This window comes from Pseudovibrio sp. Ad46 (assembly GCF_001623065.1).
In the GTDB taxonomy this organism is placed as follows: domain Bacteria; phylum Pseudomonadota; class Alphaproteobacteria; order Rhizobiales; family Stappiaceae; genus Pseudovibrio.
Genome location: NZ_LMCG01000005.1, coordinates 456,225 through 477,752, shown reverse-complemented (window position 1 = coordinate 477,752; position 21,528 = coordinate 456,225). Strand labels below are relative to the sequence as shown.

Here is a 21,528-nt window from a genome sequence, read left to right as displayed (position 1 = left end):
TCAGGCATCATCCTTCAACATGGATTTTGGCCCAAGCGGGTGATCTGCATGAGGATACGGATGATGATGGTGATCATGTCCGTGGTCATCACCGTGATGATGGTGGTGTCCATGCCCGTGGCTGGGGTCATGGGAGTGACTATGCGCATGATCGTGAGCATCCGCGCCCTTGCTGTCACACTCTCCAGTACACGTCACATCACACAGCTTGCATTCAGCTTCATCACCCAAGCCTTCCACGTGATGGTGGTGGCTTTCCTGTGGCAAACCGATCTCAGCCTCAAACCCAAGAACCTGTTCTCTGTACTTACAAAGCTGGCAGTTCATGTTGTTTGAACCCTGAACAATCTCCGTCACACGCTCCTGCATAGTGTCGATGACCTTCGGGTGATCGTTCAGATAGCCTGCTTTGATAAACTCAACATCCGGGTGGCGTGCGGCAACTTCATCGGTGAAGTTGTAAATACGCTGTACAAGAACGCCAGTGAACAGGAAGTATGGGAACACAACGATACGCTTGTAACCAAGCTTAACAGCATGCTCCAGCCCCGGTTCAACGAGCGGGAAGGTTACGCCAGAATAGCATGTTTCCGCCCAACCAAAGCCGAAACCTTCCCACAACATGCGGGTGATTTTGGCAACGTTGGAATTTGCATCCGGATCTGATGCACCTCGACCAACCACCATAAGCAGGGTTTCTTCCGGCTTCACCTCAGGACCAGCTGCATCGATGGCTTCCTGAATGCGTGCTCCTGCGGCCTGTACCATACGCGTATCGACGGCCAGTTCGCGGCCATATTCGATGGACACTTCAGGGTGTTTGGCCTGATAGGTGTTGAGCACAGACGGAATATCGTTTTTGGCGTGTCCAGCAGCAAACAGCATGCCCGGAACTGCAAGAATGCGCGTGCACCCCTGCTCGCGCAGATTGTCCAGACCTGAATGGATCACAGGATTTGCGAACTCAAGGTATCCATAGTCTACTGGAAGATCCGGAAATCTTTCACGCATACCTTTTGCAAGGCGGGCAAATTCGGCGACTGCACCTTTGTTTCGACTACCATGTCCGCAGATCATGACGCCGAGTTTTTCTTCTGTTTTTATTGTCATTATGCTGGCTCTGCTTCTGTACCATCTGGGGAGAGAGCACCATCGCTCTCAGCATTTTCCGGCGAGTTCTCTTCAGAGGAAGAGGATCGTTTTTTTGCTTTGGCAGCCAGACCAGCGATGATTGCAGCGCCGGTGACTGCGGCTACGCCAATCCAATGGCTGTGGCCAGCAAGCTCACCCAAATGTCCCGCATGTGCAAAGGCAGCAGACGAGGAAAGCCCCATCACTCCTGCGAGGAGCGCGGGCTTCAAAAAATAAGACATGTTCTATCTCCAACATGCAGCGGTGCCTTCCATTGCCACTGGCAACAGGGGTTTATCGCTGTCATTTAAGGAGACGTCGCAAAGACAATAGATGGACCAACGAAATAGAACATCGGCCGCGCACCATAAGTCCGCAGCTTCACACATTATTTCGTCAGACAGCTTCGATTCTGGCCCCCGATGTGGGTCGACCGCCCCCGAAATCCATTTCAGTCCGTCACGGGACGCCGTCCATAGTTTTACGAGGAGCAAGCTAGTTGGCGACCCTGGAGATAGCAAGATGATAATTTGCGCAATTGGTCGATACCAGAGGTTTTCTTAGGTGCAAAAATACGGGTAACTTGATCGAAGTGTTTGACTTACACCTGCATCTGGCATTGCTATTATAGGCAGGGCCCTAGCCTATCACAGGGGTCGCTTTTGTGGAGAATGCGTTATGAAAAAAGAGCTTGTCCTCACCGTCGTTGCTGATGACCGCCCAGGTCTGGTTGGTGAAATCTCCAAGGTGGTTGCTGATCACAAAGCGAACTGGATCGACAGTTCCCTCTCGCGTCTGGGAGGCCAGTTTGCAGGGATTGTTCGTGTGCATGTTGAAAAGGCACAGGCAGCAGACCTTTCAGCAGCTCTGACCAAGCTTGAGTCTGTGGGGCTTACCATTGGCATTCACGTTCACAACACGGGTGATGCGCCAGCAGGTGCTCATGCGCTTCTTCATATTCTGGGACAAGATCAACCCGGCATGATCAGCCGTGTCTCCAGCGTGCTGGCAGATCTTCATGTGAGCATCGAAACTCTGGAGTCTCTGGTTGAACCGGGTTCCATGAGTGGTGATCTTATGTTCCGCGCAAATGCTCGCATTATTATTCCACCACATCTGTCGCCAGCAGAAGTCTCTGAGGCATTGGAAGGTATTGCGGCTGATCTGATGATTGACGTTGAACTCAATGAAGCAGCAGTAGAAGAGGATTGATCTCTTACACGCATCACGTTGTTCTCAGATCTCTCCCGGGTAATTACGTATTTACCCTCGATCCCTACCGGGATTTACGCTAGATATGGCTGTTTGGTTCAATTCCCGGGGAAGATCTGATGCAAGACACTGTTCGGACGATTACAGCGCTTCGCGGCCATGTATTCCAATTTAGCGGCGATCCGTTCTGCGATAATCCGGCAGAGGCACTGACAGACTGGTCTGATGGGCTGGTTGTTACCGAAAACGGTAGGATTACCGCAGTTGGCGACGCGGCAGAGCTTATTAAGGCGCTGCCAAGTGATGCTGTGGTTCATGATCACAGCGGCAAATTCATTCTGCCGGGCTTTGTGGATTGCCATGTCCATTATCCGCAGACAGAGGTTATTGCTTCCTACGGCGCTCAGCTGATCGAGTGGTTAAACACCTATACCTTCCCTGCTGAAGCCAAATTTGGCGACATTGACTACGCGCGCCGTGCTGCCGACGTTTACTTGCAGCAAAGCTTTTCAAACGGCATCACCAGTGCTTCCGTTTACTGCACCATTCATCCTGAGTCCGTGGATGCGCTGTTTGAGCAGGCTGCGCGATACAACATGCGCATCGCTGCCGGTAAAGTCATGATGGACCGCAACGCGCCAGAAAACCTGCGTGATACGGCGCAGACAGGTTATGATCAATCCAAAGCGCTGTTGGAGAAATGGCATGGGCAGGGTCGTGCGCTCTATTCCATAACTCCCCGCTTTGCACCAACGTCTACTCCTGAGCAGATGGAAGCAACCGGAGCGCTCTGGAAAGAGCATCCTGAAGTTTTGCTACAGACCCATACTTCTGAGAACCGCCAGGAACTGGAATGGGTGGGAGAGCTATATCCTGAGCATCCTGATTACGTTGGCGTTTACGAGCACTTTGGCTTGCTGGGAAAGGGCTGTGTGCTTGGGCATGGGATTTATCTGAATGACCGTGAAAAAGCGCTTATTCATGAAACCGGGACATCAATTGCGCATTGCCCAACCTCAAACACTTTTATTGGTTCTGGCTTGTTTGATGTGCGCGGTTCGCATTTTACACACGAGCCAATCACTGTAGGGCTGGCAACAGATGTGGGTGGTGGCTCCAGCTTCTCCATGTTGACCACAATGCGGACGGCCTATGAGGTTGCCCAGTTGCAGGGCTACTCATTGCACCCGGTACAGGCCTATTATCTGGCGACGGTTGGTTCCGCCAAAGCGCTCTATCAGGAAAACCGGATCGGTAACATCAAAGTGGGTATGGAAGCGGATTTCGCCATTATTGACCCGCTCTCAACACCACTGATCCGCCACCGTATGGCTTACGCCAATAATGTGATTGAGCAGCTGTTTGTTCAGATGATCCTTGGCGATGATCGTGCGATTGCAGCGACTTATGTGGACGGCAAGCGGGTCTATTCTCAAGCGGGATAACGCTATGATAAGAGCTGGTAAGCACATCAGCTCTGTTTTTCACTGTCGAGAGCACCTGCCTCTTTTCCGAAGTACATAAAAGACAGCAGGTAGCAGAGCAGAGTGACAGCTGCTGCGATGCCGAATACGTACTCATAGCTTTCCGTGAAAAGGAAGATCGAGCTGGAGATGGACATTCCTATTGTGCCACCCAGCATTTGAGATGTGATCATCACACCACTCGCCTGTCTCTTCTTCGTTAGCTCAACTGAGTCCACCGATGACTTCATTGATGGCAGAAACAACAATGGCATAGCCGCTCCCCATGCAAGAAGTGCGGGGAGCAGCAACCAATAGTTATCTTCGGCAATAAAGGCAGTTAGCCAGAGCGTTGAACTGGACAGCACCAATAGGCCCCACATGGCCGGCGCGCGAACACCAAACTTATCGACGCAAACACCACTCAACCCAGCTGTTGCTGCATTCATCACGACTGCCGACATCAATGCCAAACCTGCGAAGAACGGAGCAAAGCCGAGTTTATCCTGAAAGTACAAAGCTCCAAAAATGAACATTGCAATCTTGGAATATTGCGCCTGAAAGACTACGAATGCCGCGACTGCGAAGGAAGGCTTTTTGAAGAAACGCACTTGAATGAGCGGTGCTTTTATATGCAGTTCATTCCAGAGGAAGATGGCTAGCGCCGACACCCCAACAACGAATGACAAGACGATATCTCTTGATGTCCAACCCCATTCCGGCGCTTGCATGATGGCCAGAACGAAGAAGAAAAGCCCCACAAGCAATGTGATGATGCCGAGCCAGTCAAATGAGTAATCCGAAAGGCTTTTATCCTGTCCGTGAGCAATGCGCCCTTTCAACGGAGCAAATGCGATAACCAAGCAGACGATCAAGACAAAGGGTGGGTTGATCCAGAAAATCCATCGCCAAGAGAAATAACTCGTGAAGTAGCCGCTCACTAGTGGCCCCGAAGACAGAAAGATAGTGGCGATTGAGCCGAACACGCCTAATGCAAAACCTCTGCGTTCAGGTGGGAATATGCGTGAAATAGTGACAATGGGCAGAGGGAACATGATCGCAGCGCCAATCCCCTGTACGACACGCGCGCCTACGAGGAAGCCTCCATTTGGCGCAAAACCACAGGCCAGCGACGCCAGGCCGAAGATGATCATGCCAGAGAGGATGAGGTAGTTGATGTTCACCAGATCAGCAAGTTTGCCACCCAAAGCCACCAAAGCTGCGAACATCAGCAGATAGGAATTTACCACCCAATGGGCTTGAGTGAGCGTCATCCCAAACTCTTCTGAGATGGTTGGCAGAGCCAGACTGACGACTGTTTCATCCAACAAAGCGAGCCCAAGGATGAAACTCATTGCAGCCAGCAGCACCCACCGATGCACAACGGATGGCATGCAAGTATCTTTGGGGGGATGTTGGAGTAGCTCCGTCATTGGCACTAGCACCTCGCAGGCCAGAGCCGACAGGCACAGCCAATTTCAAGAGTTTCTAGCTATCACAGAGGAAGGAAGACACCTAAGAGCGTACTTTGGTACACGCTTAGCAGGGTGCTAAGACTCAAGAGACAATTATGCCGATCTCTCGAGCCTCAGCTTCGTTAATTCTGGTTTTTATTCACCCAGAGCAAGACCTTCGCGGCGTGGATCTACGCCACCTTGCAGGCCATCTGCCGTGATCACAATTCCATGAAGGCCGGAATTGAGGTCGCGAATATTGGTTTTGTAACCCATAGCATCCAGAGCTGGTTGCAGCTTTTCAGCGGCGGTGCCCTTCTCGAGGTCATAGGTACCAAAGCGATTGACCAGATGCGGCATAGAGATCGCCTCCTGAATGTTCATACCCCAATCCAGGTTCGCAACCAGTGTTGTTGCAACATAGCCAATGATGCGGCTGCCGCCCGGAGACCCAACAACAACGAATGGCTTGTCGTCCTTCATCACGATTGTCGGAGACATAGATGAACGTGGACGTTTGCCCGGCTCAACGCGGTTCGCAATCGGCACACCGTCACGATGCGTACGGAACGAGAAGTCCGTCAACTCGTTGTTGAGCAGGAAACCATTTGTCATCAGACGTGAGCCAAAGCCGTTCTCAATTGTGGTCGTCATGGAAACAGCATTGCCGTTTGCATCTACGATTGAGAAATGACTGGTTGATGGCAGTTCAATGCTCTCATCGTCAGCCAACAACATGGCGTGATCCCAGGTTGGATTCCCCGGTACTACCTGCTCTTTTGACAATGCTTTGTCGCCACTCAGCAGCTCAGCGCGCTCTTTGAGATAAGCAGGCGCAACAAGGCCTTTGGTTGGCATTGGCACATAATCACTGTCCGCCATGTAACGACCGCGATCAGAGAAGGCGAGACGGGATGCATCACCAATCAAGCGCCATGCATTCGGATCGCCTGAGTTCATGGAAGGCAGGTCATAGCTATTAAGCTGACCGAGGATTTGGCCAACAGTCAGAGCGCCAGAGGATGGTGGGCCCATGCCACAAACTTCAAAGGCGCGGTACTCTGCACAAACAGCGGCACGCTCTTTGATTTGGTAGTTTGCCAGATCCTCAAGAGCCAGTTTACCCGGATTGCCCTTAGCAGACTGAACAGTCTCAACGATGGACTTTGCAATATCTCCGGAATAGAAACCGTCCGCTCCATTTTGAGAAATTGCAGTCAGTGTCGCTGCATACTCTGGGTTTTTGAGCAGGTGCCCAACTGGCAAAGGAGTGCCACCCGGCAGGAAGTAGTTTTTCGTTGTTTCGAAACGAGAGAGGCGCTCTTGATCATTGGTGATCAAAGCGTTCAGGCGTGGCGAAACTTCAAAGCCGTCTGTTGCGAGTTTGATGGCAGGAGCAACCAGATCTGCCCATGGCAGAGAGCCCAATTTCGCATGAGTATCATACAGCAGCTTTACTGTGCCTGGCGTTCCTACAGATAGGCCGCCAACAACTGCATCATAGAATTTGAGTGGTTCGCCGTTTTCGTTTTGAAACAATTCTGGCGTTGCGGATACAGGCGCTGTTTCACGACCGTCATATGTGGTCAGCTCGCCCGCTTCTGCGTCGTAATAAACGAGGAAGGCACCACCGCCGATCCCGGAGGATTGAGGTTCAACCAATCCCAACATGAGCTGCACAGCAACCATTGCATCAATGGCGTTTCCGCCAGCTTTCAAAACATCAAAACCCGCTTTTGATGCATGAGGGTTTGCAGCAACCACCATAAACTTCTGCGCGGTTACCATTTGCTTGTCGGAGATTCCGCTTGCCATTTCCGGCGCAATACTGTCCGCCGCCTCCTGCGCTTGCGCAGGTAAAGCAAGCCCTGCTGCCAGTACGGCAGAGACCCATAGTTTCTTCATTATTTCCCCTCCTGAAGCGGGCAAATTCCCGCTGATTAGACTAGCTCTTCAAATTCACTTTCATTCTTCAATGCAAAATCCAAAATTCCACGCACATGTTCCGTGGTGCTATCAACGACCGGAGCTGAAATATCCTCCTGCCCCACCAACAGTCCAAGCTCTGTGCACCCCAGAATGACACTATCTGCACCCTGGTCCTGTGCTTTTCTGACAATCTGCAAGAGTGTGCGGCGAGAATCCTCATTAATCTGGCCCCGGCACAACTCATTATAGGCGATGTCATGGACGACGGCTTGCCCTCCATTGTCAGGGATCACTACCGATAATCCGTAGTTATCCTGCAATCTTCTGATGTAAAAATCCTGTTCCATAATGTAACGCGTTGCAAGCAAAAGTGGTTTCCTGCGTTTTACCTTTTGAATGGCATTCGCAGTTGTTTCAGCAATATGAATGAATGGGATCGTCAAACCATCCTGGATGTAGGAGGCGACTTTGTGCATTGTGTTCGCACAGATCACAATGCAATCAGCACCGGCACCTTCTAATTTCAGCGCCGCCTGTTTTAGCAGGTTACCCGCTTCTTCCCACTCTCCGTGTGCAAGAAGCAACTCGATCTGAGAAAAATCAAAAGACCATAAAACCAACTCAGCAGAGTGGAGTCCGCCAAGCCGTAAACGTGTTTGCTGATTAATCAGTCTGTAATAAGTAGCAGTGCTCTCCCAGCTCATTCCTCCTAATAAGCCAATCGTTTTCATATATTCCTCGACATACAATACTCGTCGTAGGAACTATGTTGGCAAATTGCGCCGACTTAGAGAAGGTCGTTTTTTGTGCAATTGAGCTGGGAGACCTAATTTAAGGCACTCTGCAGGTGATGTCCTCGCCGTCTTTCGCTTCACAACATGACCATTCGGTGTAATCTTCCAGGCATGCCTCACCACCTACAGAGCGGCGATTGCAGAGCTTATTCGTCTGGAAGGTGTAGCGATCATCCGCATCGATATCAGTAAATCTATGAATGGGTCCGTTGGGAGCCTCCGGTCCAATTGTGACCTGAACTTCGCAGAGTTCGGTATCAGTGGTATCCAGAGTGATAGATGTCGCATTCGCTTTCTGACCTAGCGCTAACACTAGGAAAAGAGCCGAAAATACGAAGAGGCCAAACCAGAGGGGGCGCTTAAAACACAGGGACATTATCTTCACCTTTAGTATTTTTCTATTAAAATTGAATAGAAATTACCTATTCAATTCCGAGGTAAAGGTAGCTATCGCCGGTAAACTTAAGCCGCAAAGTGGACGATGAATTTTCATAAGATTACAGTAAAGTAACCTAGGATAATTCTATTGCCACTTAGTCATGTTCACGCCCGGGTCAATTCCTAGTGTATTAATGCCGCGAGCAGCAATTTCTTTGAGCATATCCGCTTTGTTTTGCATATCTGCATAAAATGGAGGCACCGGCGGTGCGATAATTCCACCCATCCGAGTCACCTTGAGCATCGCCTCCAAATGTCCCTCATGCAAAGGTGTCTCACGCGGGACGAGAACCAACTTGCAGCGCTCTTTGAGCACAACATCAGCAGCACGTGTGAGCAGGTTGTCTGAGAAAGAATAGGCCACACCTGATAGTGTACGCATGGAGCATGGCGTGATGATCATACCATCAGTGTGGAACGAGCCGCTTGCAATAGCGGCTGTCATTTCATCAGGTGCGTAGGTGATGGATGCAAGCGCTTTGAGCTGCTCAACACCATCCTTGCCAAGCTCATGTTGGACAGAAGCAACAGCTCCTTTTGAATGCACCAGATGCGTTTCGACACTCAGCGCTTTCAGGATTTCCAGCGTTTTCAGAGCAAGTTGAGCACCAGATGCACCCGATACTCCGACAATAATACGCTTCGTCATGCAGCCTACTCACTTCCTTCAGGAGAATTCTTTATCTCTGAAGGGGTGATAGCATCCTTTGGTTGATCCTTGTTTTGTTTTTTAGGCAAGCCACCGGGGAACAGTTCATCCCAGCGATCTTCAACCTTCTTGGTCAGCTCTTCCGGCATACGCATCACTTCCGGCCAGTCAGTGCGCGTTTCTGATCCGATTTTGGTTGTTGCGTCAATACCGAGCTTGCCGCCCAGACCTTCCATACCAGATGCAAAATCCAACGTGTCGACAGGTGTGCGATCCAGAACAACGAGATCGCGAGATGGGTCCATGCGGGTTGCAACAGCCCACATCACATCGCTCCAGCTTCTGCAGTCTATGTCTTCATCAACGGTGATGATCAGCTTGGTCATGGTGAATTGTGGCAGCAGCGACCACATGCCCATCATCACGCGACGTGCCTGACCGGGGTAACTTTTTTTGATCTTGAGAACTGCAATTCGATAGGAACACGCCTCTGGCGGGAGCCATAGATCGACGACCTCTGGAATTTGCTGTTTCAGCAATGGCAAGAATACATCGTTCATGGTTTCGGACAGGACTGCAGGTTCGTCTGGCGCTCTGCCGGTAAAGGTGCTCATGTAGACTGGATCCTTGCGGGCGCGGATACCCGATACTTTGAAAACTGGGAACTGATCAGGGTCGTTGTAGTAGCCGGTGTGGTCCCCGAATGGGCCTTCCTCAGCTGTTTCTAATGGTTCAGCAAAGCCTTCCAGAACGATCTCGGAGGATGCTGGCACATGCAGGTCAACGTGCTTACATGGGATCAGCTCTGGTCGTCCACCGGACAAGACACCGGAAATCATCAGTTCGCTTACATCGGAGGGCGTTGGTATGACGGCTGACAAGATTGTTGCAGGATCTGCACCGATGACAACGGCAACCGGCATACGCTCGCCACGTGCCTGCCAGAGGCGATGGTGCGCAGCTCCACCGCGCATGGCGAGCCAGCGCAGGATTGCTTTGTCTTTGCCGATGACCTGCGCACGGTAGATGCCCAGATTGTATTGAGAAGGATCATCTTTCCCCGGAGGACGTGTGATGACGATGCCCCATGTGATCAGCGGGCCAGCATCGTTTGGCCAACACATCTGCACAGGGAACTGTTCAAGATCAACCGGCATGTCTATCAGTGGAGATGACCGCAAGCGTTTGGGACGAGCCGCCCAAGCTGCCTTAGCAACAGGTAGCGCATCGATGAAGCCTTTTAGACCCTTTGGCGGTTGCGGCGAGCGAAGATAGGCCAGAAGTTCACCTAGGGCCGGAAGCTCATCTGGTGCACAGCCGAGCCCTAGAGCGACGCGCTCTCGCGTGCCGAACACATTGGTCAGAAGCGGCATATTGCTGTGCGTTCCCGAACATGTGATCGTATTATCAAACTGAAGCACGGGACCGCCCTGCTCAATCACCTGACGATGGATTTCTGTCGCTTCAAACTGAGCTGAGACCGGCGCCTTTACTCTCACAAGCTCCTGCTGTGCTTCCAATACATTGAGAAAGCTGGAGAGTGTCTCGAACTTCTTTTCGGTACGCCAATACATGCCAATTCCAGATTACTAGGCAAACTCGGGATCTGTTCGCTGGGTTAACACACATTTGAAGGGTGTTGTCGCTCTGGTCCTTGACCTCCATCAATGATGAGTTCCGCTAGGATTAATAGGAGAGGATACTGATCAGTGGAGATTAAAGTATGTTCTTTAAACCGGACCGAGGCCTGTTTCCTCCTGCCCTGCAAAAAGCTCTCGGCATATTGCCGGTTCCTCCGCTTGGCTTTGCTCTGACCCGAGCTGTGCGTCGGCTTGCCCATAATCGCCCAGACCTCTTCGAGCGTTTGGACACATACAAACGCACGCATTTCATAATCGACCCGATTGATATCCCGCATGTCTTCCGCATGATCCCGAATGGCGAACATGCAACGGTTGAGATGTTCAAGCGTAAAGATGCGCCTGATGGTGCGGCGCGTATTTCTGGACCACTCATCGTCCTGTTAGGGCTGGTTGATGGCACCTACGATGGTGATGCCGTTTTCTTTACCCGCGATCTGGTGATCGAGGGTGACACGGACGCTGTGCTTGCGCTTCGCAACACCATGGAGGAAGCCGATCTCTCTCCTGCTGAGTTCCTTGGTTTCAATGGTCGCCCACGTGAAGTCGTGGATGGAGCGACCAACAAGACATTAGATCATCTGCGCCGACTACTCGACGCACCAACTGCCACTTCCTGATTGCCGCTGCAGGGTGAAGGCGCCCTGCGCGAACCAAGTGGTTCACTCTGTTATTTTCTGGAAGGTGTTTTATGCTTGGACAGCGCAACGATAATAATCCGTCACTGGAGCTTGTTTGCCCAGCCGGTACACCAGCTGCTCTTAAAGCCGCCGCAGAAGCGGGCGCACACAGCATTTACTGCGGTTTGCGCAACGAAACCAACGCTCGAAACTTCCCCGGTCTGAATTTCTCTGAAAAGGAGCTGAATGCCGGGGTTCGCCTCGCTCACAAGCACGGTTCGCACGTTCTTGTTGCTGTGAACACGTTTGCCCGGGCGGGTGACACACACATCTGGAAGCGCGCGGTTGATGCTGTTTCTGCATCTGGTGCTGATGCGATCATTGCTGCCGATATTGCAGTGCTTGACTACGCACAAGAGAAGCATCCGAACCTGCGTCTGCACCTTTCCGTACAAGCTGCTGCGGCAACACCGGAGTCAATCAGCTTTTATCAGGATACCTTTGGCGTGCAGCGTGTGGTTCTTCCACGTGTCATGTCCGTTGAAGAAATCGTCAAGCTCAATAAAGAGGTCACGGTCGAGACTGAAGTCTTTGTGTTTGGCGGCCTATGCGTGATGACGGAAGGGCGCTGCGCTTTGTCTTCATACGCTACAGGCAAGTCTCCAAACCTGACTGGCGTTTGCTCCCCTCCAGGCGATGTTTCTTACGACGAGGACGGCAGCAATCTTTATGCCCGTCTGGGCGGCTTTACCATTGATGGTTTTGGTGAAGGCGAAACTGCTGGATACCCAACGCTTTGTAAGGGACGCTTTAAAGCAGAGGGAGAAACCTCCTACCTGTTTGAAGACCCTGTTAGCCTGAATGCTGCAAGCTTGTTGCCGCGCCTTCAAAAAGCAGGTGTGACCGCAGTTAAGATTGAAGGTCGCCAGCGCGGTAAAGCCTACATTTCACAGGTAGTGAAAGCCTTCCGTGCAGCTGTTGATGCCATGGATGCAGGCGGCAATGCGGAAGAAGAAGTTTCAGCCATGTTGAGCGCAATGACAGAAGGTGGACGCGAAACCACCGGCGCCTACAAAAAGATCTGGAGATAAGGACCAATCATGAGCAAGATCGAACTTTCCATTGGTCCTAACTTCTTCAACTGGTCCAACGAAAAACTCGTCGACTTTTATGCGCGTGTAGCAGATGAAGCTCCAGTTGAGCGCGTTTACATTGGCGAAGTTATTTGTGGCAAACGCATGCCGTTTAACGACAAGGTGTGGCCTGAGATTTATGAGCGCCTCACCAATGCAGGTAAAACAGTTGTCTTCTCAACGATTGCGCTGCCCGTCACCATGCGTGATCGTAAGTCCATCAATGCCCTTTCAGCAGATTGCGAACTGGTAGAAGCTAACGATATTGCGAGTGTTCATAAACGCTCTGGTGAACCTTTCGTTGGTGGGCCGTTCCTCAACATCTACAATGAGCAGACAGCGAAGGTTCTCATAAACCTGGGTATGGAAACGTTCTGCCCGCCCGTTGAACTGCCGATCAAGTCTGTTGAAGCGATTGCGCAGGCTCTGCCAGATCTCACCATCGAGCTGTTTGCATTTGGTCGTCTGCCACTGGCTGTCTCTGGTCGCTGCTACCATGCACGCGCTCACAAGCTGCATAAAGATAACTGTCAGTTCATCTGTGACCGTGATCTTGACGGCATGGATGTGACGACACTGGATGATCAGAAGTTTCTTGCAGCGAATGGTATTCAGACACTGTCTCACAGTGTTCAAGCCATCACGCTTGGCCGCGACGAGCTTTTGACAAAAGGCGTTGGCCGCTTGCGTCTTTCACCGCATGATATTGATATGATTGCGATTGCCGAGATCTATCGTGATCTTGTTGACGGAAAGATTGAAAGTACCGAGGCCGTAGCACGTCTGCAAACACAACAGCTGCCAGGTGCGCTGGCAAACGGATATGTGACCGGAAAACCCGGACACCTCTGGGAAGCAGACTAAGATTTCAGGAAAGGCGGGGCTTCGGTCCCGCTTTTAGTTTGACGGGACCATTCCGCTCATCACGTCAAAGATCATTTTACAGATTTGCTCTGCGGCCTCAGCACGCAAGCTTTTCTGAAACTCGACAGCTTCCGCCGCTTTGCCTTCTTTGATGAACTTCAACAGCTCCCAATGCTCTTGCGCGGAGTTGACAGGGGCACCATGCGCTTTCAGCAGCATGTTGCGTGCGCGTTGCGATCTGTCCCAGAGCTGTAGGAAGACAGTTTCCAGATGCACGTTGCCGCTAAACTTGACGACATCCTCGTGAAACTTCTTGTCAGCAGATGTCCAAACGCTGAGGTCTCCACGTTCAAGTGAGAGATCCATCAGGGTAACAGAGTCCTCCAGTGCACGCGCCTGCTTTTCGCTAATTGGCTTTTCAGCAAGCTTGCGAATGGCAAGTCCTTCAACAACTTCAAGGATCTCATAGATCTCTGAGATATCGCCGACGGTGATTGGAAGAACGCGCATACCCTGACGCGGGCGCATTTCCACGAGCCCGTCTTTCTGCAGCATTAGCATGGCCTCACGCACTGGCGTACGGCTCATTTCCAGCTGGGTAGCCGCTTCCTGCTCGAGCACCTGCGTACCCGGACCGAGCCGGTTTTCGAGGATTGCTTGCTTCAGTTTGCGATAAGCGATGGAGACGTTAGACGTGGACGAAGGCATTTCCAAAAGGTGAGTTCGAGTAAAGATCGTTTTTCTCTATCACCCCCCTTCTGCATTGTCGATATTTCCGCTAAGTCATGATAAATTGCATTGCACATATAAAATTAATTTTATCTATAGAACCCATAGGGTTCGGCCATTTACTCTAATCAGAATTGATTATTTAAAACCACGCTTAATCCGTGGGTTATCCCTGCCAAAACGTGACTGCGTAATACACAAACAGGTATCGGGCAACTTTGCCGATTGCGACCAGCACCAGAAAGTTCATGAATTTCATGCGCAAAGTGCCGGCAATGAGTGTGAGTGGGTCGCCAATGATTGGCACCCATGCGAGCAACATTGAGGCTTGTCCATATCGCTTAAACCAGCGCACAGCTTGCTTGAATTGATGCTCTTTTACCGGGAACCACGACCGGTCTTTATAGTGAGACAGAAAACGTCCGCAATACCAGTTGAACACTGAGCCGGCGACATTGCCCAGCGAAGCCGATGCGATCAAGATCACCGGATCCCAGCCTCCCGCTAGTAACAAGCCGCTGAGGACTGCCTCTGATGAGCCCGGAGCTAGCGTGGCAGCTAGAAATGAAAACGCAAACAAGCCACCATAAACACCAAGAGCCACGAGCATCTTAAGAAAAACTCCAAATCACTTGAGCAGTAATATTTCACAGCATATTGAGCCATCCTCCTGTGCACGCTATGAAGGGGCTCGTTTTGCTTGAGCGCATTTTTCCGATCAATTGCAACTAATTAAATGGAAAGCGCTGAAGGAGCTCTATGCTAAGACAAACAATTCGGAAATAAGGCATTCCGACTAGTTCTGGGGGAGAACATGGATAAACAACAGAAAATAAGTGTTGTCGACATGCATACAGGCGGCGAGCCGCTTCGTATTGTAACCGACGGCTATCCGGAGATCCCCGGCGACACCATTTTGGCAAAGCGTCGCTATGCACGAGATAACCTTGACCACCTCCGGCATTTTTTGATGTTTGAGCCTCGTGGTCATTTCGATATGTACGGCGCGATCCTCGTTGAACCGTCTCACCTGGATGCTCATTTTGGTGTGCTCTTCATTCACAATGAAGGTTACAGCACCATGTGTGGTCATGCGGTGATTGCTCTGGGGCGATACGCAATTGATCATGGGCTGGTTGAGGCCAAGTCGCCCATCACTGAAGTGCGCATTGAATGTCCTTGTGGGTTGGTTGTTGCTTCCGTCGAGGTCGATAACGGTGTTCCTGATGCAGTCTCCTTCCATTCCGTGCCAGCATTCCTTCACTCCCGCGACGTGACGGTTGATGTGAAAGGCATGGGTGAGCTGACCGTCGATGTCTCCTATGGAGGCGCATTTTATGGTCTGGCGCCTGCTTCTGCGTTTGGCTTGGATGTACAGAAATCCCGAACACGTGATCTGGTTGATGCTGCAAACGCCGTTAGCAATGCTATCCGTGCAGCAGTGACGCTTCAGCATCCGGATGATGCTGATCTTGCATTCCTGTATGGAACTATCCTGACAGATGGAAATGACGCTTACAGCGCTGACCCAACTGCGAACATCTGCGTGTTTGCTGACAGCCAGGTAGACCGCAGCCCAACCGGGTCCGGTGTAACCGCACGATTGGCTGCACAAGCCGCTAAGGGTCTGATTAGCAAAGGGCAGACGCGGCGATTTGAGAGCCTGATTGCAACAAGCTTTGAAGGCACTTATTTCGCGGATGCCAAATGCGGACCACATGATGCAATCATCGCGCAGGTAGCAGGCAAAGCACATTACAGCGGAGAAGCAACCTTCTGGCGGGAAAATGATGACCCTGTTGGTAACGGCTTCCTGCTGAGATAACTCTCTGTAGTTTTTCAGGTTTCGATGAAGTTTCGAAAAATAACAGGCTCCGCTTTCTCACCAGAGAGCGGAGCCTGTTGTTTTTTGCTGGAAATGCCTGCGGGTTAAAGCTAGAAAATACGAAGAAATTCAAAAAGATAACCGAAACTTTTCGGTAGCAATCGGGGGTGATCAGCAATGGCAGTTGATCCTAAGCGTTTTCTGAGTGGCCTGTTTCATGCGGCCATTGAATCCGCTCAACCTGAGAAATGTATCCCGAAGTTCTTACCTGACACTCCCAAAGGACGGCTCATCGTTATTGGTGCAGGGAAGGCCTCTGCAGCCATGGCACGGGCCGTAGAAGATAACTGGCAAGGAGATCTCAGCGGTCTCGTAATCACTCGTTATGGCTATAACGTTCCCTGCAAGTCCATCGAAATTATTGAAGCTGCGCATCCAGTGCCTGATGACGCGGGATTGGCTGGTGCCAAGCGCATGTTGAAGCTTGTTTCTGATCTTTCTGCTGATGACACAGTTCTCTGCCTCATTTCCGGTGGCGGTTCTTCGCTCCTACCTTTGCCGTTTGAGGGGCTTTCGCTGGAAGACAAGCAGTGCATCAACAAGGAGCTGTTGCGGTGTGGCGCTACGATCAGCGAAATGAACTGTGTGCGGCGACATCTCTCGCAGATTAAAGGGGGACGTCTGGCTGCTGCGTGCCATCCTGCTAAAGTGATTAATCTACTGATCTCCGACGTTCCGGGTGATGATCCGATTAACATTGCGTCTGGCCCAACGGTTGCAGATCCAACCACGTGCGCAGATGCGATGGCGATTGTGGAGCGGTATAAGATTGGGTTGCCTGTAAGAGCATTGGAGGTTCTTGAAAGTGGCGTTGGTGAAACACCGGATAAAAGCGACCTGCACCTCGGATCTGTTGAGACGCATATGATCGCTACACCGCAGTTGGCGCTGGAAGCCGCAGCATCTGTTGCCGAGAAACAAGGTGTTCCAGCTTATATATTGGGTGACAGCGTTGAGGGTGAGGCTACGGATGTAGGTATTGTGATGGCCGGGATTGCCAAGCAGGTTGCCTCGCATGGACAGCCGTTCAAAGCCCCTTGTGTGTTGCTTTCTGGTGGTGAGACGACAGTCACGCTCAAGGGCAATGGTCGTGGAGGGCGGAATGTGGAGTTCTTGCTCTCACTGGCGGTTGCATTAGATGGCCAGCAGGGTGTCTACGCGCTCGCTGGAGATACAGACGGTGTTGACGGGATTGAGGAGATTGCAGGGGCTTACTGTGATCCCTCTACCCTACAAAGAGCCTGGGGCAAGGAGATCAATCCGCGGCTGTCACTTGCTGACAATGACGGGCACGGGTTCTTTGAAGCAATTGGCGACAGCGTCATCACTGGCCCAACTCTGACAAACGTGAACGATTTTCGTGCGATCTTGATAAGATAGTGCCCGAAGCTCTTTAAGTCTCTGCGAGCCTCGGGCAACAAATTAAGGACCCCAGGCTCTGACGCCCTCAACTTTTATTGGACGAACGCGAGCACATCCCTGACTCATAAGGGTACGTTCAACATCTGCATTCGAATATTCACGACCTTGAATCGCAGGAACTCTAACAGTCCATGGACCTGCCGCCGCTACAGGGTTCTCACCTTCAATCCGTGTTCTGTTGGGCAGACATCCCAAGATATAGTTGCGCATAGTGTCTACAACTGGGTTACGCCCCCTGCCACCAAATCGGAATTCAAGTACGTGATCGGATGCAGCATACGCAGGTGTTGTTGGCATTGCTGTCAGCCCGGTTACAATAATCAGCGCTGTAATGTAGCAATATTGTCTTAGTTTCATTTTTTTCTTCTTTATTCTGTTTAACAGAGAGAAGCATTTTGCTTCGCAAGCTAAGACGAGTACCGCTGACTTTTGTGAAACTGGATAAACTTACAACACGCCAATACGATTTCAGATAATGTAGATCATTCGCAATATCGATCAGATCGTTCAGGGCAGTAGACGTTTAAGCACCTCTCATCCATAATTGGATGATGCTTGATACGCTCAGTGACATCCTTACCCGCCTTTCCGTCAAAGGCACGCTTTACTTCCGCACCTCCTTTACAGTGCCGTGGGGCGTTGCCGTGCCTTCCTTTGAGAATGTAGCCCGCTTTCACTTTGCCCACCGAGGGGATTGCATGGTGCGGGTGAAGGAGACCGGCAAGAAGGTGTTGCTCGCTCAAGGTGACTTACTGATCGTTCCTCATGGTGCCGCGCATGACATCTATTGCGGGCGCTCTGAAGAGGAAGTCATCCTGCCGCTGGATCGTGTTCTGGAGCTTTCCGGTTATAACGGCGAAGGTGTGTTGGTTTACGGCGGGGAGCAGGATGAACGTGAGACGCAATTAATTTGTGGTCACATCTCGCTAGCTCGCAATGCTCGCCATCTCATCTTTGATCAGCTGCCTGATTACATCCATATATCAAACTATGGGGAAGCTGCTGGGCGTTGGATGGAGGCTACACTGCGGCTGATCGGAGATGAAACACATGGCACGCGCCTTGGCGGTGACCTGATCGCATTAAAGATGACTGAGGTTTTGTTTGCTCAGGCGCTGCGCAGTTTCATTGAGCAGGAAGGTGAAAAGCACCTCGGGCTTGCCGGGTTTGCTGATCCGCAGTTGAGTAGAGCGCTGACAGCCTTTCATAAGGCTCCTGCGCGCGAATGGAGCGTAGAGGGTTTGGCGCGGGAGGCAGGTCTTTCGCGAACTGGATTTGCGACGCAGTTTTCCAGCAAGATGGGCCTTACACCCATGCAATACCTGACGAGTTGGCGCATGCAGATTGCTCAGCAGGGCTTGGTTGATGATCGGATGAGCGTATCTGAAGTGGCCGCGCTTGCCGGATATGCTTCTGAATCTGCATTTACGCGGGTTTTCAAGAAGGAAGTGGGTTTAACACCTGCAGCGTATCGCACATCTCATTGAGAGAAATCAGCTCAATTGTTCCATATTGATATCCATTCTGAACGATCTGCATATTTCTTTGAACGTCCTGAAATTGAGCAAAACGGGGGCTTCTCCTAATCTGACTGTGCCCAAAACGAAAGACCGACACAGTCAAAAAGGAACCCTGTCATGTCCCTCCGTTTCGTTACAAAAAGCATCCATGCTTATCTGGATTATCCCGTTGCCTTTGCGTTGATCGGTTTGCCCTTCATTCTTGGTCTTGGAGCTGCCAACCCATTGGCACTCTGGCTATCTGTTGGCACAGGCACAGCAGCGTTGATCTTGACGCTTCTGACAGATCATCAGTTCGGTGTGCTCCGTGTGCTGCCTTACAGTTTACATCTGGCCGTTGATGGAGCGGTTGGTGCGCTCTTCCTATTGGCTCCCCTCCTCTTCGGCTTTACCGGCCTGGACGCCACTTACTACTTCGCAAACGGCTTAGCGGTTGCGATTGTTGTGAGCTTGCACAAACCAGAGACTGAGATGGCAACGGCTTGAGGCGAAGCCCCTCCGCTGCCTGCCCAGCCAATTAACCGCAGGTGTCTGAAAGAGGCCTGCGGTTTATCCTGTTTTTGCTGAAGCTCTTGCCAATGCAGGTTCCGAATAGCCTTTCCAGAAACTGTATTGCGTCAGGAACAAGCCAACGCGATAAATAAAGTCCGCAAAGATTACACCTGCCAGTCCGTAACTCATTGAGACGCCGAATACATAGGCCAGTGGCAAAAATATAAGCCATTGCGTGATTGCTGAGACCGTCCAGGCTCGCCCGAACAGTTGGGCCCCTTGCAGAACATAGTTCATCACTGCTCCTGCAATGTTGATTGGTAAGATTAAGCAGGAGAGAGTGAACACCATAATGAGTTGTGGTTCATCCAATGCTTCTCCCAGTAAAAGAGTCAGGACGTCCTCAGAGAGCACCATGACGAGCAGAGCGTAGATGACAATTGGGTAGGCCGCGCCTGAGATCATCTTCAGGCCAACTTGTTGAGCTCTCGACAGGTCTTTAGCCCCAACTGCCTGACCTACCTGACTGATCGCCACGCTTCCCAAGGCATTTGCCATATAAATCGGGATGAGTGTTGCTTGCGTGATAACCTGATAGACAGCCAGAGCTAGAACGCTCAGATGCCCGACAATCCAATAGCTTGAAAAGATCCCAAGAGCGTAGATTGTGCTTTGAGAGGCTGACAGGATTGCCTTCCTCAAAATCTCGATGATCAAAGGCACAGACAAGACCCCAAGCCTCAGTTTTTGCTGCGAGATCGCTTGTAGGGCTGCTGACACATAGAACACCGCTGCAAGCGCGAATGCGATGAAGGTGCCGAACCCAACTCCTGAAATTCCCAGTTTAGGAGCTCCAGCCCAACCAAATGCCAGTATGACAGTTGCAACGGCATTCACAATTTGCGTTCCAATGCCGATGTAGGAGACGGTCCATGCCTTGCCGACAGCAATAAGGAGGCCACGGGAGGCACCGCACATATAATAAAACGGCGTCGCATAGAGGAGGAATTCCAGGTATCGCCTAGAAGTTTCTCGAACCTCAGCGTCCGGATTCATGAAAATGAGTATGTCTTCGAGAAAATAGATTGAAGCTGCTGTAAGCAAGAGGCCAAAGCTTACGCCCAAGATCAGACAGATCACAAACGCGTCCAGCACTTCATTGTTTTCTCGACTGGTCAGAAATCCAGCAGTGAAGGATTGGATTGCGATGGAAAAGCCGTTGGAGAATGAAAACAGGACATAAAACATCATGCCGCAGATGCCGACTGCGGCAACAGCGGGTGCACCGAAATAGCTGGAGACGTAAGTGTCTGTCCAGTTGGTGAACAAGGCAGCGCTGCCAGTGAGGAAGAGCGGTAATGCCCGCAAATACATATGCTTAAACGAAATCATCGAAATATGGATTACCGGAGAAAAGGTAGGAACTTAACTTAGCCAGCATACACCGTTCATATGAGAGCGATAGATGAAAATAAGTAATTCAACCTATATTTTACCTTAGCTCTCAGCCTACCTCTGTTTTTCTACATTTTCTGAAAGTAACTGTTCCGATCAGCACAGTAGCTCCTCTGTAGAAGTGCCAATCTCAACTGCATTGAGATCTTCATTCCAAGATCTCTTCCACTCATGGTGAGGAGTATGCCATGGCTGAGACGACTGCATTTGATGAGTTGGTTCGGGCGTTTTCGTCCAGTTTTGATCTGGACCTGCCAGAGCCGTGTAATGGTGCCTATTTTTTCTGCGTCGATGAGCGCAGTCATCTGATTTTGTGCCAACATCATGAGGATTTTATCATGATGGCACTGACGAGTGGTCTGCGCAAAGTTGACCTTTCTGCTGACCAGGCTCTCATGCTTTTGAAAAGCAACGGCAACGCATTCACTCAGCCACATATCATCGCGTCGATCACCGGACAGCGCGTTTCTCACTGGACTGAGGTTTCTACGGGTGGTGGCGTTGAGCATATGCGCAAGGCGTTTGATCTGCTGCTTGATGCAAACGCACGACTGGAGCGCGCGCAGCCTTCTGCTGAAGAGAGCGCAGACGATGTAATCCATGTGCCTTTGCCCAAGTACGGCTCAGACATGGTGATCATTGGTTCCTGACCACTCTGGCAAATCAATGGAATTTACTGTTTTCACGTTGGTGTTCCG

General features: G+C 51.1%; 22 protein-coding genes. 10 read left to right on the top strand and 12 right to left on the bottom strand.

All coding sequences use genetic code 11. The features are described from left to right. Entirely contained in the window at positions 1-1,110 is a 1,110-nt protein-coding gene (locus PsAD46_RS03815; RefSeq protein ID WP_063294159.1) for a sirohydrochlorin chelatase, read from the bottom strand. Beyond that, positions 1,110-1,373, bottom strand: a complete 264-nt coding sequence (locus PsAD46_RS03810) for a DUF6732 family protein (protein ID WP_063286606.1) — start codon at positions 1,371-1,373, stop codon at positions 1,110-1,112. The genes PsAD46_RS03815 and PsAD46_RS03810 overlap by 1 nt, the downstream gene beginning before the upstream one ends. 436 nt (positions 1,374-1,809) lie before the next feature. Between PsAD46_RS03810 and PsAD46_RS03805 the strand changes: the two genes are divergently transcribed. After that, the gene (locus PsAD46_RS03805; RefSeq protein WP_057461659.1) at positions 1,810-2,343 is read left to right on the top strand and encodes an ACT domain-containing protein; all 534 of its coding nucleotides are present in this window, start codon (positions 1,810-1,812) and stop codon (positions 2,341-2,343) included. A 119-nt stretch (positions 2,344-2,462) separates the two neighbouring features. Further along, positions 2,463-3,788, top strand: a complete 1,326-nt coding sequence (guaD, locus tag PsAD46_RS03800) for a guanine deaminase (protein ID WP_063306150.1) — start codon at positions 2,463-2,465, stop codon at positions 3,786-3,788. Positions 3,789-3,814: 26 nt separating this feature from the next. On the opposite strand, the gene PsAD46_RS03795 is transcribed toward guaD, so the two are convergent. From PsAD46_RS03795 to PsAD46_RS03770, 6 genes are all read right to left on the bottom strand, one after another. After that, a complete protein-coding gene (locus PsAD46_RS03795; RefSeq protein ID WP_208981650.1) occupies positions 3,815-5,200 on the bottom strand; it encodes an MFS transporter in 1,386 nt (461 codons plus the stop codon). A 216-nt stretch (positions 5,201-5,416) separates the two neighbouring features. Beyond that, positions 5,417-7,165 carry a gamma-glutamyltransferase gene (gene ggt / locus PsAD46_RS03790; protein ID WP_063286604.1) on the bottom strand — a complete coding sequence of 583 codons (1,749 nt, stop codon included), beginning with the start codon at positions 7,163-7,165 and terminating at the stop codon, positions 5,417-5,419. Positions 7,166-7,200: 35 nt separating this feature from the next. After that, positions 7,201-7,920 (bottom strand): aspartate/glutamate racemase family protein, encoded by a 720-nt coding sequence (locus PsAD46_RS03785; RefSeq protein ID WP_063286603.1) that lies wholly within the window; start codon positions 7,918-7,920, stop codon positions 7,201-7,203. Positions 7,921-8,020: 100 nt separating this feature from the next. Then, a complete protein-coding gene (locus PsAD46_RS03780) occupies positions 8,021-8,359 on the bottom strand; it encodes a hypothetical protein (RefSeq protein ID WP_057461653.1) in 339 nt (112 codons plus the stop codon). A 147-nt stretch (positions 8,360-8,506) separates the two neighbouring features. Then, positions 8,507-9,070 (bottom strand): UbiX family flavin prenyltransferase, encoded by a 564-nt coding sequence (locus PsAD46_RS03775; protein WP_063304368.1) that lies wholly within the window; start codon positions 9,068-9,070, stop codon positions 8,507-8,509. Positions 9,071-9,075: 5 nt separating this feature from the next. Further along, the gene (locus PsAD46_RS03770) at positions 9,076-10,644 is read right to left on the bottom strand and encodes a UbiD family decarboxylase (protein ID WP_063306149.1); all 1,569 of its coding nucleotides are present in this window, start codon (positions 10,642-10,644) and stop codon (positions 9,076-9,078) included. A 149-nt stretch (positions 10,645-10,793) separates the two neighbouring features. Between PsAD46_RS03770 and PsAD46_RS03765 the strand changes: the two genes are divergently transcribed. From PsAD46_RS03765 to PsAD46_RS03755, 3 genes are all read left to right on the top strand, one after another. Beyond that, positions 10,794-11,330, top strand: coding sequence for an SCP2 sterol-binding domain-containing protein (locus tag PsAD46_RS03765; protein WP_057461648.1), 537 nt, complete (start codon positions 10,794-10,796; stop codon positions 11,328-11,330). 71 nt (positions 11,331-11,401) lie between these two features. After that, entirely contained in the window at positions 11,402-12,421 is a 1,020-nt protein-coding gene (locus PsAD46_RS03760; RefSeq protein WP_057461646.1) for a peptidase U32 family protein, read from the top strand. A 9-nt stretch (positions 12,422-12,430) separates the two neighbouring features. Then, on the top strand, positions 12,431-13,327 hold the full coding sequence (locus tag PsAD46_RS03755; protein ID WP_063286599.1) for a U32 family peptidase: 897 nt from the start codon (positions 12,431-12,433) through the stop codon (positions 13,325-13,327). 33 nt (positions 13,328-13,360) lie between these two features. On the opposite strand, the gene PsAD46_RS03750 is transcribed toward PsAD46_RS03755, so the two are convergent. Both PsAD46_RS03750 and PsAD46_RS03745 read right to left on the bottom strand, forming a co-directional pair. After that, positions 13,361-14,035, bottom strand: a complete 675-nt coding sequence (locus PsAD46_RS03750) for a GntR family transcriptional regulator (RefSeq protein ID WP_057461644.1) — start codon at positions 14,033-14,035, stop codon at positions 13,361-13,363. A gap of 187 nt (positions 14,036-14,222) precedes the next feature. Further along, complete coding sequence (locus tag PsAD46_RS03745; protein ID WP_063286598.1) at positions 14,223-14,666, bottom strand: YqaA family protein; 444 nt, start codon at positions 14,664-14,666, stop codon at positions 14,223-14,225. Positions 14,667-14,870: 204 nt separating this feature from the next. Between PsAD46_RS03745 and PsAD46_RS03740 the strand changes: the two genes are divergently transcribed. Next, positions 14,871-15,881, top strand: a complete 1,011-nt coding sequence (locus PsAD46_RS03740) for a proline racemase family protein (protein WP_063286597.1) — start codon at positions 14,871-14,873, stop codon at positions 15,879-15,881. A gap of 177 nt (positions 15,882-16,058) precedes the next feature. Further along, positions 16,059-17,321 carry a glycerate kinase gene (locus PsAD46_RS03735; protein WP_063294165.1) on the top strand — a complete coding sequence of 421 codons (1,263 nt, stop codon included), beginning with the start codon at positions 16,059-16,061 and terminating at the stop codon, positions 17,319-17,321. A 42-nt stretch (positions 17,322-17,363) separates the two neighbouring features. Here the strand turns inward: PsAD46_RS03735 and PsAD46_RS27835 are convergent, their stop codons facing one another. Further along, complete coding sequence (locus PsAD46_RS27835; protein WP_153040670.1) at positions 17,364-17,720, bottom strand: hypothetical protein; 357 nt, start codon at positions 17,718-17,720, stop codon at positions 17,364-17,366. A gap of 194 nt (positions 17,721-17,914) precedes the next feature. On the opposite strand from PsAD46_RS27835, the gene PsAD46_RS03730 reads away from it, so the two are divergent. Beyond that, the gene (locus PsAD46_RS03730) at positions 17,915-18,850 is read left to right on the top strand and encodes an AraC family transcriptional regulator (protein ID WP_063306198.1); all 936 of its coding nucleotides are present in this window, start codon (positions 17,915-17,917) and stop codon (positions 18,848-18,850) included. Positions 18,851-19,000: 150 nt separating this feature from the next. After that, the gene (locus PsAD46_RS03725; RefSeq protein WP_057461638.1) at positions 19,001-19,369 is read left to right on the top strand and encodes a hypothetical protein; all 369 of its coding nucleotides are present in this window, start codon (positions 19,001-19,003) and stop codon (positions 19,367-19,369) included. Positions 19,370-19,432: 63 nt separating this feature from the next. On the opposite strand, the gene PsAD46_RS03720 is transcribed toward PsAD46_RS03725, so the two are convergent. Continuing rightward, positions 19,433-20,767 carry an MATE family efflux transporter gene (locus tag PsAD46_RS03720; RefSeq protein WP_063306148.1) on the bottom strand — a complete coding sequence of 445 codons (1,335 nt, stop codon included), beginning with the start codon at positions 20,765-20,767 and terminating at the stop codon, positions 19,433-19,435. A gap of 251 nt (positions 20,768-21,018) precedes the next feature. Between PsAD46_RS03720 and PsAD46_RS03715 the strand changes: the two genes are divergently transcribed. Next, positions 21,019-21,480 carry a hypothetical protein gene (locus tag PsAD46_RS03715; RefSeq protein WP_063306147.1) on the top strand — a complete coding sequence of 154 codons (462 nt, stop codon included), beginning with the start codon at positions 21,019-21,021 and terminating at the stop codon, positions 21,478-21,480. Positions 21,481-21,528: the final 48 nt, after the last annotated feature.